Source organism: Vicinamibacterales bacterium, from assembly GCA_036496585.1.
Taxonomy (GTDB): domain Bacteria; phylum Acidobacteriota; class Vicinamibacteria; order Vicinamibacterales; family 2-12-FULL-66-21; genus JAICSD01.
In genome coordinates, this window is record DASXLB010000039.1 from 143,679 (window position 1) to 156,559 (window position 12,881).

Here is a 12,881-nt window from a genome sequence, read left to right on the forward strand (position 1 = left end):
GATAGGAGCATCGTGATGGCCAAGACGAGCTGGTTCGACGAGAAGGCAGGGACGGAGCAGATTCAGGAGCGCGTCGCGAAGCTCCAGTCGTTCACCGACGCGCTGGCCGACGGCGTCGTCACGGCGAAGGAGCTGGCGTCGCAGGAGCAGCGGCTCGTCGACGTGATGAAGAAGACGGAACCGCTGTTGAACGACGACCAGCATGGACAGGTGACGACGCTGCTCGTCGAACTGACCGCCTACAACGTCATGCGCCTGCTGCACGAGCTGCACCAGGAACGCGCCAAGATGGTCCTCGGCTGAGACGAGCCGTCCCTACGCTCTGCCGGCGAATTCCCGCGTCTCGGTGTGGACCTTCACCTTCTCCCCCTCCTTGATGAAGAGGGGGACGCGGATCTCGAGACCGGTCTCCAGCGTCGCGCTCTTGGTCACCCCGCCCGACGCCGTGTCGCCGCGGACGCCGGGCTCGCAGGACGTCACCGTCAGCTCCACGTGCGGCGGAAACTGCAGCCCGATCGGGTTGCCGTTGTACTTCTGCACCGAGACGACGACGTTGTCGGTGAGCAGCAGCCGGTCGTCGCCGAGCACGTCGGTCCGGAGCGTCATCGTATCGAACGTTTCCTGATCCATGAAGTGGTAGCCGTCGGAATCGGCGTACTGAAAGAGGGCCTCGACGACCTCCAGATCCGGTTCCCCGAACTTGTCGCCCGCCTTGAACGTCTTGTCGAAGACGGCGCGCGTGATCAGGTTGCGCATCTTCAGCCGGACGAGGGTCTGGCCGCCGCGCGCGGTCGGGCGCGACACGTCGACGTCGACCACGTGGTAGGGGGCCCCCTCGAACTCGACGAACATCTTCCGCTTCACGTCGATCGCTTCGATCAGCGCTGCCATAGCCATATATTGTAGCCTTCGCCATGCCCGCCCTGCTCGAGACCCGCGATTTGCGCAAGCACTACCAGATGGGGGCGGCGACGGTGCGTGCGCTCGACGGCGTGTCGATCGCCGTGCAGCCGGGAGAGTTCGTCGGGCTGCTCGGCACGTCCGGGTCGGGCAAGTCGACGCTGCTCAATCTCGTCGCCGGTCTCGATCGGCCGACCTCCGGCTCGCTGCGAGTCTTCGATCGGGATCTGGCGCAGATGTCGAGCGACGAGCTCAGCGTCCATCGCCGCACCACCGTCGGCGTCATCTTCCAGTCGTTCAATCTCGTGTCGACCATGAACGCGGTCGAGAACGTGACGCTGGCGCTGATGTTTGCCGGCGTGGCGCGCGCCGAGCGCGACGCCAAGGCGTTGCGGCTGCTCGAGGCGATGGGGCTCGCCGGCCGTCAGCAGCACCGGCCGCAACAGCTGTCGGGCGGCGAGCAGCAGCGCGTGGCGATCGCCCGCGCGCTCTCGAACGACCCGCGCCTGCTCCTCGCCGACGAGCCGACCGGCAATCTCGACAGCCGGACGACGGGCGAAATCATGACGCTGCTGAAGACGCTCAACGAGCGCGACGGCAAGACGATCATCCTGGTGACGCACGACGCGTCGCTGGCGCGCGAGTATGCGCACCGCACGATCACCATGCTCGACGGTGCGGTGGTGGCCGCGTGACCGCCGCCGCTGCACACGCGGCAGTGGCGGCAGCGAGACCATTGGGCTCCCTGGCCGCGGCTTCAGGTTCAGCCTGGCGCGGACGATGCGAGCGAGCGCAGCGCAGCGAGCCACCGGAGCGGCGCGAGCCGGCGGAGCGGCGAGCGAGCGACGGTGTAGGGGAGTCTGAGGGGCGACGCCCCTCAGGAGAACAATGACCTTTCGCGACACGGCCAGTCTCGCGATGCGCAACCTCGGTCATGCAAAGCTGCGCACGACTCTGACCACGCTCGGCGTCTCGATCGGCATTGCCTCGCTCGCCGGCATGGTCTCGCTCGGGGTCGGGCTTCAGGATCAATTCGTCGGGCGTCTGACGCGCTCGGGGTTGTTCGATTCGATCACCATCGTGAGCGCCTCGGACCTGCCCGGCGGCCTGGCTCGCCTTGGCGGCGTCGGGCGACAGACCTTCGGGAGGGGCCGCGGCGGCGGCCGTGGAGGCGGGCCCGGCGCCGGACCGCGCGTCGAGCTCAACGACGACACGCTCAGGGACCTCGCGACGCTGCCGCACGTACGCGACGTCTTTCCGAACGTCCGCGTCCCGCTTCAGGTGAAATACAACGGCGAGCAGGAATCGTTCGCCGCCGCCGGCATCCCGATGTCGGCGAAGGGAGAAGGGGCGTTCCGCTCCATCTCCTACGGGCAGTTCTTCCCGAACGACTCCGATCTGGCCTGCATGCTGAGTCTCGACCTCGCCAAGCGGATGAACGAGACCGATCCCGGATCGCTCGTAGGCCAGACGGTTACGCTCGTGCACACCTCGCCCGAGGCGGTCGCCGCGATCCTGGCCGGGGCCGCTCCCGCCGTGCCGCCGAAGCCGGAGGAAACGCCGTGCCGCATCGCCGGGATCGTCGAGCGCGAGACCGGGCCTGGCGGCATCGGCGTTCAGGTGACGCCGATCATGCTGCCGCTGGCGCGCGCCAAGGCGATGCAGGTGCGCGCCAACACCTATCTGTCGATCACGGTCAAGGTGGCTGGGGCGCCCTACACCGAAGACGTGGAAGACGCGATCCGGAAGAAAGGCCTGAGCGCGTTCTCGATCAACGACGCGCTGCAGGGCGCCAAGCGTGCGTTCATCCTGCTCGACATCGTCCTGAGCCTGATCGGATCGATCGCGCTCGCGGTGTCGTCGCTGGGCATCGTCAACACGATGGTGATGTCGATTCTCGAGCGGACGCGCGAGATCGGGATCATGAAGGCGATCGGCGGCAGCGACGGCGACATCCGCCGCATCTTTCTGATCGAGGCGTCGGCCATCGGCGCCTTGGGCGGCGTCGCCGGGGTGGCACTCGGCTGGCTGGTCGGCCGCGTCATCAACTTCGGCGCCAACCTCTATATCCAGCAGCAGGGGGGGCCGACGGGGAATCTCTTCTCGCTACCGCTCTGGCTGATCGGCGGCGCGATCGGGTTCTCGATCGCCGTCAGCCTCGCCGCCGGCAGCTATCCCGCCGCGCGCGCGGCGAGGCTGAATCCCATCGAGGCGCTCCGGCACGACTGACGGGTCCGCGTCACGCGTCCCCGCCTCAGGCTTTCACCGGGGCCGGCGACGTCAGGTTGATGCCGATTCGCTTCAGCAACCCGTCCAGCCCGATCTTGTCGACCGCCTTGGCGTAGGCCTCGGCCGGCTCGATGAGCTTCTTGTTCACGAGGTCCATCAACGCGTCGTTCAGGCTCACCATGCCGGCGGCCTTGTTCACCTGCATGATCGACGGGAGCTGGAACGTCTTGCCCTCGCGGATGAGATTGCTGACCGCCTGGGTCACGATCAGCACTTCCAGCGCTGCGACGCGGCCGCCGCCGATCTTGCGGCAGAGATTCTGCGCGATGACGCCTTTCAGCGATTCCGACAGCATGATCCGGATCTGCGCCTGGCGATCGGCGGGGAACTGATCGATCACGCGATCGACCGTCGACGCCGCCGTCGTCGTGTGCAGCGTGCCGAACACGAGGTGGCCGGTTTCCGCCGTCTCGATGGCGATCGCCACGGTTTCGAGATCGCGCAGTTCGCCGACCAGGACGATGTCGGGGTCCTCGCGCAGCGCGGCGCGGAGGGCGTCCTTGAACGAGTCGGTGTGTGTCCGTACTTCGCGCTGGTTGATCAGGCACTTCTGGTTCGGATGCACGAACTCGATCGGATCCTCGATGGTGATGATGTGATCCTGGCGGGTGCGGTTGATGTAGTCGATCATCGCGCACAGCGTCGTCGACTTGCCCGACCCGGTCGGGCCGGTGACCAGGACCAGCCCCTTGTTGAGCGCGCACAGGTTGAGGATGTGGGGCGACAGTCCGAGCTGCTCGGCGGTCAGGATCTTCGACGGGATGACGCGGAATACCGCGCCGGGGCCGCGGCGGTCGGCGAAGACGTTCGAGCGGAAGCGCGCCAGGTCGTCGATCTCGTAGGCGAAATCGGTGTCGTGCCGCTCGGCGAACTCCTTGCGGTTTCTCTCCGGCATGATCGGCGCGAGCAGCTGCACGACCTGCTCGCCGCTCAACGGCGCCACCTTCGGGTCGAGCGGCATCATGTGGCCGTCCTTGCGCACGAGCGGCGGCGAGCCCACGGACAGGTGCAGGTCGGACGCGCCGACCGCGACCATCGCGTGAAACAGCTGATCGATAGGGTTCAAGCTCACGCGGGCGGCTCCTCCGTGACCGCGACGATGTGCGCGGCATTGACGAGGAGCGTGCCCTCGTCGGTGTCGACGTAGCGGAACGTCTCCGGCTGGCGGGTCCAGTCGCTGACGCGATCGTGCCCCTGCGGGCGGTAGACGCGGACGACGCCCCGCACCTGGCGGCCTTCCGACAGCACGATCCAGACGTCGCGGCGCTTGGCCACGGCGTAACCGGGATCGCGCACGGCCTCACGATCCGACAACGCCACGGCGATCACGTGCGCGCGGTTGTACAGCACCGTCTGCGGGCCGGCAGCGGTCTGGATCTCGAACGGGAAGAAGCCCGATTCGTGGTTCAGCAGGTCGCTGACGCGCTCTCCGGCCACGAAGAACGACCCCCGCGCGGTGCCGCCGCCGGTCAGACTGACGACAGCCTCGACGCGCCGTTTCTCGAACCGGAACGCCGATTGAGGTTCCTGTTTCTGCTGCATCGTGGCCTGCTATCGTAACGCACAGGAGGGACACGACGATGACCGTCGATCGCTATACCAGGATCCTGCTGACGATAATCGCCGCCTGCCTCGTATGGCTGTGTGCGGTCGGCATGCCCGTGCCCGCACAGGCCGCGCAGCCGGTGGCGCTCGCGAACAGCACCGGCGCGGCCGTGCCGGTCGTGATCGTCGGCACCGGATCGATCACCCGCGCCGGGCAGCTGTCCGTGATCTTCCACGGCGACCACAGCGACCCGACGCTGCCCGTGTCGCTCCCCTACACGCCTGAGCATCCGCTGCCGACGCAGCTGCCCTACACCGAGCTGCAGCCGCTGCCCGCCGAGATCGCCGGCGTGCGGCACGGCGGGTCATGGGACCCGCTGCGCGTCGCGGTCGAGGACGGGGCGCTGCGCGCCAAGCCCGGAATCGGCCGCCAGTAGCGCGCCGGCGCCCGCAAACGGCTAGAATGCGCGGCAGTCGGCCAGAACGGAGGAACGATGCCAGTCACCGCACCATTGATCATTTTTGTCATCATCGCGTGCTTCTTCATCTACTCCTGGTTCAGGAGCGTGTCGCAGGCGACGGTTGCGGTGATCACCGTGTTCGGCAAGTACAGCCGGATCATGCGCGAGGGGCTCAACGTCAAGCTGCCGTGGGAGAAGGTGTTCCAGCGGTTGTCCCTGCAGAATCGCGCGCTGCAGCTCGAGTTCCAGGCGATCACCCAGGATCAGGCCAACGTCCGGTTCGCGACCATGGTCCTCTACGCGGTGGCGAGCGCCGACGAGGAGAACATCAAGAAGGCGGTGTTCAGCTTCGCCACGCCGCAGGAGTTCCAGCTGGCGCTGCAGCGGACGATCGACGGCTCGATCCGGCAGTTCGTGGCGACCACCAAGCAGGCCGACATCCTCGGCATGCGCGCCGAAATCGTCGACCACACCAAGAAGAACCTCGACGAGGTCGTCTCGTCGTGGGGCTACGTCGTACGCGACATTCAGATCACCGACATGACCTTCGACAAGGAGATCATCGATTCCATGGCGCGGGTGGTGTCATCCAAGAACCTGCTGGCCGCCGCCGCTAATGAAGGCGCGGCCCTGCTGGTCAAGCGCACCAAAGATGCCGAGGCCGAGGCGGCCTACCGGACCATCGGCGCCGAGGCGGACAAGAAGGCCTCGGCGTTGCGCGGCGAGGGGCTGGCGCTGTTTCGCAAAAACATCGCCGCCGGCATGAAGGATGCGGCCGAGAGCCTCAAGGAGGCCGGCGTTGACAATAAATTTCTCTTGTACCTGGAATACACCGACGCCCTGAAATACGTCTCCGAGCACTCCCAGGGCAAGGTGATCTTCATGGACAACGGCGCCGCGGCGTCCGCCCGGGTGATGCAGGGCGTCGTGGGCATGATGACCGAGACGCCCGGGGCAGGGCTCCCGCCGGCGTGAAACCCGGTTTTTTCGCCATTCGGCCCCATTGTCTGGGTAGCCGTGGCAGTTCGCAGCACGCGTGTAGGCGATGCTGTTAAAGTAGTGCCGGGCACGGTGCCTTGGCCGGCACGTAACTAACTGATTAACTTACGATCGCATTGCTGTGAAATGTAGGATTATTGCGACAGGGCGCCATGCGCCAGGGAGCGGGACATGAGTGGCAGCGGCTGGGATCACGTGACGCGCAACTGGACGACAACGCTGATGTTCGCGTTGACCTTTGCCGTGGCCGTCATTGGCGTCCCCTGGTACGGCATTGCGCATGGCTTTCACGCCACGGCCTGGATCCTGTTCGTGCTGCTGCTCGGCGCCAACGGCATGTCGATCACCTGCGGCTACCACCGCCTGTTCGCCCATGCCACGTACGAAGCCCATCCGGTGCTGAAGGTGCTGTATCTGCTGTTCGGCGCCATGGCACTGCAGAACAGCGCCCTGGTCTGGGCCGCGACCCACCGGGTACACCATCGCGAGATCGACGACACCGAACTGGACCCGTACAGCGCCCGCCGGGGATTCTGGTTCTCGCACATTGGCTGGATGTTGAAGAACTACCCCAGCGGCGATCCAGATTTCAGCGTCGTCAGGGACTTGCAGCGTGATCCTCTGGTCAGCCTGCAACATCGCTACTACGTGCCGCTGGCGCTCGCCATGAATTTTGGCCTGCCGTTGCTGCTGGGCTGGGCCACGGGCGATGTCCTGGGTACTTTCCTGCTGGCCGGGGTGCTGCGCTTGGTTGTCAGCCATCACTTCACCTTTTTTATCAATTCTCTGGCACACATGTGGGGCATTCAGCCCTATACCGACGAGAACACTGCCCGCGATAATGGAATAGTTGCGTTACTGACGTACGGTGAGGGTTATCACAACTTTCATCACATGTTTGCGCACGACTATCGCAACGGCGTGCGCTGGTGGCAGTGGGATCCGTCGAAGTGGTTCATCAATGGCATGCGCTGGCTGGGACTGGCTCGCAATCTGAAGACGGTTCCGTGGTTCAAAATCCAGCGGGCCTTGCTCGATACACAGTTCCGGCGTGCCGAAAAGCAGCTGGCGGGCCATCAGCCGGGACACGCGCATATCGAACAGTTGCGTCGCCGGGTGGCCGAGGAGTACGAGGCATTTTGCCAGGCGGTCGCGGATTGGACGCATCTGCGCGAGCAATGGTTGGCACAGACCAAGCGCGCCATGATCGAACGCTGGGAGCGCTCGGCGCTACAATCACAACTCAAGGAATTGGAGTACGGGCTGCAATTACAGTACCGTCGAATGCGAAGGCTGCGGGCGCAACTCGCCTAGCGGTAACGGTTCAATAAAAAGGGGAAGACCATGGACGCCGCCTCCGAGACCGAGGAGCTTGCGACGCCTAACAGCACGGCTCCCATCGCTCGCGTGCGACGCGGAACCTCCGTGGATGCGCGACTGGTGCGCCGGCTGCTGGGCATTCTCGGCAATCCTCCGATCGAATTTCTGTTGCTGTGGACCGGCGAGCGCATCGCCGGCTCTGGCGCTAGCTCCGGCGGCGCGCCACCGGTGCAGGTGCGCATTGCCGATCGCGGTACGCTGGTCGGCCTGCTGAGTGATCCGCGGGTGCGGTTCGGCGACGCCTATAGCGCCGGCAAGATCGAGGTCGAGGGCGACTTGGTGCAGCTGCTGGAGATCATCTATCGCAGCTTTCCGGCCAGCACCAATGCCGGCTCGATGGCGCGGCGGATCGGCCGCTGGCTGCACAAACCGAGGCGCAATACCTTGCGCGGTTCACGCAGCAATATTCATCGCCACTACGATCTGGGGAACGATTTTTACTCGCTGTGGCTCGGCGAGACCATGGCGTATACCTGCGCCTATTTTCCCACCGCCGAGGCCAGCCTCGAACAGGCCCAGGTCGCCAAAATGGATCATGTCTGCCGCAAGCTGCGGCTGAAAGCCGGCGAGAGCGTGGTCGAGGCCGGTTGCGGCTGGGGCAGCCTGGCGCTGCACATGGCCAGCCGCTACGGAGCGCGCGTGCGCGCCTTCAACATCTCCAAGGAGCAGGTGCGTTACGCGCGCGAGCGCGCCCGCGAGCAGGGCCTGGAAAAGCAGGTCGAATTCGTGGAAGACGACTACCGCAATATCACCGGCCGCTATGACGTGTTCGCCTCCGTAGGCATGCTCGAACACGTCGGACGCGAGAATTATCCGGAGCTCGGACGTGTGGCGCGACGCGCGCTGACCCCCGAAGGTCGCGGACTGATTCACTCGATCGGCCGCAACTGGCCTGCGCCGCTGCATCCCTGGATCGAGCAACGCATTTTCCCGGGCGCCTACGCGCCATCGCTGGGAGAAATGATGCAGGTATTCGAGCCCTCGAGTCTGTCGGTGCTCGACGTGGAAAATATTCGCCTGCATTACGCGCTGACGCTGCGCCAGTGGCTGGCGCGCTATGAAGTCGCGTTGGGCAAGGTGCGCACCATGTTCGATGAGTTCTTCGTGCGCATGTGGCGGCTGTACCTGGCCGGCTCGATCGCGGCATTTGAGACCGGCACCTTGCAGCTGTTCCAGGTGCTGTTCACCACCCAGGAAAACAACCGCATTCCGCTGACGCGCGAATATATGTATCCGCGCTGAGCGCGGCGGCAGCGGACATGCGCAGCGCCGAGATCATCGTCGTAGGCGGCGGCCCTGCGGGTTCCGCGGCTGCCCACCGGCTCAAGCAGACCGGTGCCGACGTGCTGGTGCTCGACAAGGCCAGCTTCCCGCGGCCCAAATTGTGTGCCGGATGGATCACCCCCGAAGTGGTGAGCGATTTGCAGCTGCAGATCGACAACTACCCGCACCGCTTCCTGAGTTTCCGGCGCCTGCATTGGCACCTCAAAGGCCTGCGCCTGCCCATACCGTGCGTACAGCACTCGATCCGGCGTTTCGAGTTCGATGCGTGGCTACTCGAGAGGAGCGGTGCGCCGGTGCTGCAGCATGGCGTCAAGAGCATCCGCCGCGACGGCGAGGACTACGTACTGGATGAGGCGTTCCGGTGCCGCTACCTGATCGGCGCCGGCGGCACTTCCTGCCCGGTGTACCGGGCGCTGTTCCGCGATGCCATGGCGCGCGTGCGCGGTCTGCAGACCGTAACGTTGGAATTGGAATTTCCCTATGAGTGGCGGGACGGGGACTGTCATCTGTGGTTCTTCGAGCACGGCTTACCCGGCTACAGCTGGTACGTACCCAAGGCACGCGGCTGGCTCAATGTCGGTGTGGGCGGCATGGCGGCGCGCCTGAAGCAGCGCGACGAGGACATCTGGCTGCACTGGCAGCATTTTGCCGATAAGCTGCAGCGACAATTTCACATCACCGTGCCCGAGGCTCCTTCGGGCTACAGTTATTATCTGCGCGGTCCGACCCGCCTAGGGCGTCTCGATAATGCGTTTCTGACCGGCGATGCCGCGGGACTGGCCACGCGCGATTTGTGCGAGGGCATTGGCCCGGCGATCCGCAGCGGTCAACGTGCCGCCGATGCCATCGTCAACGGCGGTAGCTATGCGCTCGACGGGGTGACGGGGGCCAGCATGGGCGGTGGCCTGATCAGTCGCTGGATGGACTGGGCCTTTACCCGCGGCGCGAACGAGCCAGCCGCGGCCCATTGAGCTGCGCGTGGCGACTACGCGTCCAGGGCCTGTAGCCGCGCGCGCTCCCGTGCCTCGGCCGCCTCGCGCTCGGCCTCGATCTGGGCGAGCACCGCCGCCACGTTGGCCGCCCTGGTATCGCGCGTGAACTGGCCGGTCAATGGGGTATCGGCGGTGAGGTCGCCGGCCTCGTAGCGCTTCCAGATTTCGTGCGCATAGTCGGTCGCCAGTAGCTCGGGCGCGGCGCGCGCGAAAGTGGTGCGCATATTGAGCACATCGCGCTCGAGCATGCGCCAGGCATTGTTGTTGCCCGCGGCGTTGACGGCCTGCGGCAGATCGATGATCACCGGTCCCTGGGTGTCCAGCAGGACGTTGAACTCGGACAGGTCGCCGTGGACCAGGCCGCTGCACAGCATCAGTACGATTTGCGTGATCATGAAACCGTGCCACTGCCGGGCCTGTTCCGGGCTCATCTGCACCTGGTTGAGCCGCGGCGCCGGCTCGCCGTGCCGGTCCACTACCAGTTCCATCAACAGCACGCCCTCATGCACCGCGTGCGGCCGGGGTACGCGTACGCCGGCCCGGGCCAGCTGGTAGAGGGCCTGAATCTCGGCATTCTTCCACTCGGCTTCCTGGACCTTGCGGCCATAGCGTCCACGCCGGCCGACGGCGCGCGCATCACGGCTGCCGCGGGCCTTGCGGCCTTCCTGGTACTGCGCGAGCTTGTGGAAACCGCGTTGCTCGGCCTCCTTGTAGACTTTGGCGCACAGCGTCTGGCCGCCGCCAGTGACGATGTACACCGAGGCTTCCTTGCCGCTTTGCAGCCGCCGGACGACCGTGTCGACGAGGCCATCCTCGACCAGCGGTTGCAGGCCTTTGGGTACTTTCATGCGGCGCGCAGTGTAGAGCAAACCGGGCCAAACGGTCCGCGGCGTGATAAATTGTGCGGGTCGCGCGCGGGCGCGGGAGCCGCCACAGGATCAATCGAAACGAATGACCGACCAGGCAGGGCTGCACGCCGAATTGCAGGCGTTGGCTGAATATCTGTCGCAGCGACGCGAAGAGATTCTGCGCGCCTGGCATGATTCGCTCGCCACCGATCCGGAACTGGCCGCCTTTTCCAGTCTGTCGCGCGCCCAGTTCAATGATCACATTCCGGCGGTACTGCGCGGTTTCGAGCACCGCCTGCGCACGGCCGATTCCCCCGACGAGGGACGGGCGGCGGCGCTGGAGAACGTCAGTGCCGCCGAACACGGGTTGCACCGCTGGCAGCAGGGCTACGATCAACGCCAGACCATGCGCGAATGGGGACACCTGCAGCAATGCCTGCTCGCGGAGTTTGAGCAATTCAGCGCCAGCCAGCCGCAGCTCGCACAGCGCGTCATGCCGATCGCGCGCCGGGCGCTGGCGCGCATGTGCAGCGATGGTGTGATCGAAAGCGGCACGCGCTATCTGCGCCTGCAGCAGGCGGAAGCGGCCTCGCGGCTGCGCGACCTGGAGCAGGCGGTGCGCGAGCTGCAGCTGCTCGAGCAGCAGCGCGCGGAGGGTTGGCGTCAGGCCGCCCACGACCTGCGCGGCTCGGTGGGTGTCATCAGCAACGCCAGCGTGCTGCTCAATCGCAATCTTTCCGAACCGCAGCGCACGCAGTTCTCACAGATTCTGCAGCGCGGAGTGAGCACGCTGCACACGTTGCTCAGCGATCTGATCGACGTGGCGCGGCTCGAAGCGGGGCAGGAGCGGCGCCGTATCAGCCAGTTCGACGTGGCGCAGGTATTGCGCGATTTGTGCGAGACCATGCGCAACGTGGCCGCGGAGCGCAATCTGTTCCTGCTCAGTCAGGGGGCGGAATCGCTGGCGGTGTTCGGCGATCGTGCCAAGGTATTGCGCATCGCCCAGAACCTGATGCTCAACGGCCTGAAGGCCACGCAGCAAGGCGGCGTGCGCGTGGTCTGGGAAACGCGCGAAACGCATTGGCTGTTGAGCGTGCAGGACACGGGTCCGGGATTCACGCGCGGCTCGGCCGCACCGCTCGAGGATCAGCTGCAGCGTGCCACCATCGAGTCGCATGCCGTGGACGCGGCCGGCGCCGGTCCGACGCCGGAACCCGCGGCCACGCTTGACTCGCAGTCCGGGCATCAGCCGCCGAGCGCGCTGGCGGGAGAAGGCATTGGCCTGTCGATCGTCAAGCGGCTGTGCGAGTTACTCGATGCGAGCCTGGAACTGGAAACCGAGCCCGGGGCCGGCACCACCTTTCGCGTCAGCTTTCCGCGCGCCTATCCCAAAGACGCTTACGAGTGAGTCAACGACCGGTCCCGGAGCCGCGACCGGAGCCCGCACTGCCCACCACCTCTCGCCAGGCGCGCGCGCCCTTTGCCGCCAGCAGCCGTGCCGGCTTGGACTCTTCCGGACTGAGGAATTCAAGCACCGGCTCGCCGCGCTTGGAGTGCGCGGCCACCACCTTCAAAGAGACCAGCGTGGGCACGGCGATCACGATTCCGGCCACACCCCAGAACCAACCGCCAAACCACAGCGCCAGGAAGACGATGATGGGATTGAGTTTCAATCGCCGGCCGACGATCAGCGGTTGCGCCACCTGGCCTTCGATGGTGGCAAGCGTCAGGTAGCTCGCGGCCACCGCCGCGACGTGTCCGCCGCTGCTGAAGGTGACGAAGGCCACGATAGTGAGCAGCACCAGCGTGGTGGCCGATCCCACGTACGGAAAGAAATTCAGCAGCGCCGCGACCGTGCCCCACAGTACCGGATTGGGCATGGATAATGATGACATGACGGCGGCGGTGGCCACGCCCAGACCCAGGTTGATGAGAGCGATGCCGCCGTAGTAGCGCCCTAATTCACTGCGCACGGCGGTGATGACCGCCAGCGTGCGCGTGGACTTCAGCTCGATCGCCAGTGCCGAACACATGCGCGCGAGCATAGGCGGACCGCCGGCCAGCAGAAATAGCATGAGCATGAGCAATGTGACGACGCCAACGAGGATCGAGCGCGTCTGATCCAGCAGCTGCACCGCCACGGGGGTGCGCACCTCGGCCGAGGAGGCATCACCCGCCGGCGC

The 12,881-nt window shown here is 65.8% G+C and carries 14 protein-coding genes; 9 read left to right on the forward strand and 5 right to left on the reverse strand.

Translation table 11 applies throughout. The features are described 5' to 3' along the window. Positions 1-15 precede the first annotated feature (15 nt). Positions 16-303: a hypothetical protein gene (locus tag VGI12_12960; protein HEY2433578.1), complete on the forward strand. Its 288-nt coding sequence runs from the start codon at positions 16-18 to the stop codon at positions 301-303. A gap of 12 nt (positions 304-315) precedes the next feature. Here VGI12_12960 and efp read toward each other — a convergent pair whose 3' ends face one another. Next, positions 316-891, reverse strand: coding sequence for an elongation factor P (efp, locus tag VGI12_12965; GenBank protein HEY2433579.1), 576 nt, complete (start codon positions 889-891; stop codon positions 316-318). Positions 892-914: 23 nt separating this feature from the next. On the opposite strand from efp, the gene VGI12_12970 reads away from it, so the two are divergent. Further along, on the forward strand, positions 915-1,595 hold the full coding sequence (locus tag VGI12_12970; protein HEY2433580.1) for an ABC transporter ATP-binding protein: 681 nt from the start codon (positions 915-917) through the stop codon (positions 1,593-1,595). A 193-nt stretch (positions 1,596-1,788) separates the two neighbouring features. After that, positions 1,789-3,129: an ABC transporter permease gene (locus VGI12_12975; protein ID HEY2433581.1), complete on the forward strand. Its 1,341-nt coding sequence runs from the start codon at positions 1,789-1,791 to the stop codon at positions 3,127-3,129. Between the two features lie 25 nt (positions 3,130-3,154). On the opposite strand, the gene VGI12_12980 is transcribed toward VGI12_12975, so the two are convergent. Beyond that, positions 3,155-4,261, reverse strand: coding sequence for a type IV pilus twitching motility protein PilT (locus VGI12_12980; GenBank protein ID HEY2433582.1), 1,107 nt, complete (start codon positions 4,259-4,261; stop codon positions 3,155-3,157). Continuing rightward, positions 4,258-4,731, reverse strand: coding sequence for a hypothetical protein (locus VGI12_12985; GenBank protein ID HEY2433583.1), 474 nt, complete (start codon positions 4,729-4,731; stop codon positions 4,258-4,260). Before VGI12_12985 ends, VGI12_12980 begins: the two co-directional genes overlap by 4 nt. Before the next feature lie 38 nt (positions 4,732-4,769). On the opposite strand from VGI12_12985, the gene VGI12_12990 reads away from it, so the two are divergent. From VGI12_12990 to VGI12_13010, 5 genes are all read left to right on the forward strand, one after another. Next, positions 4,770-5,171, forward strand: a complete 402-nt coding sequence (locus VGI12_12990) for a hypothetical protein (protein HEY2433584.1) — start codon at positions 4,770-4,772, stop codon at positions 5,169-5,171. Between the two features lie 57 nt (positions 5,172-5,228). Next, positions 5,229-6,170, forward strand: a complete 942-nt coding sequence (locus tag VGI12_12995) for an SPFH domain-containing protein (GenBank protein HEY2433585.1) — start codon at positions 5,229-5,231, stop codon at positions 6,168-6,170. Positions 6,171-6,365: 195 nt separating this feature from the next. Beyond that, positions 6,366-7,508 (forward strand): fatty acid desaturase, encoded by a 1,143-nt coding sequence (locus VGI12_13000; protein ID HEY2433586.1) that lies wholly within the window; start codon positions 6,366-6,368, stop codon positions 7,506-7,508. Between the two features lie 30 nt (positions 7,509-7,538). Then, entirely contained in the window at positions 7,539-8,816 is a 1,278-nt protein-coding gene (locus VGI12_13005) for a cyclopropane-fatty-acyl-phospholipid synthase family protein (GenBank protein HEY2433587.1), read from the forward strand. A 17-nt stretch (positions 8,817-8,833) separates the two neighbouring features. Beyond that, a complete protein-coding gene (locus VGI12_13010; GenBank protein ID HEY2433588.1) occupies positions 8,834-9,829 on the forward strand; it encodes an FAD-dependent monooxygenase in 996 nt (331 codons plus the stop codon). 14 nt (positions 9,830-9,843) lie between these two features. Here the strand turns inward: VGI12_13010 and VGI12_13015 are convergent, their stop codons facing one another. After that, a complete protein-coding gene (locus tag VGI12_13015; GenBank protein HEY2433589.1) occupies positions 9,844-10,698 on the reverse strand; it encodes a PA4780 family RIO1-like protein kinase in 855 nt (284 codons plus the stop codon). Between the two features lie 103 nt (positions 10,699-10,801). Here VGI12_13015 and VGI12_13020 point away from each other — a divergent pair, with 103 nt between their 5' ends. Further along, the gene (locus tag VGI12_13020) at positions 10,802-12,106 is read left to right on the forward strand and encodes a sensor histidine kinase (protein HEY2433590.1); all 1,305 of its coding nucleotides are present in this window, start codon (positions 10,802-10,804) and stop codon (positions 12,104-12,106) included. 1 nt (position 12,107) lies between these two features. Here the strand turns inward: VGI12_13020 and VGI12_13025 are convergent. Then, positions 12,108-12,881 (reverse strand): AI-2E family transporter (locus VGI12_13025; protein ID HEY2433591.1); only part of this gene is annotated, 774 nt, incomplete at its 5' end.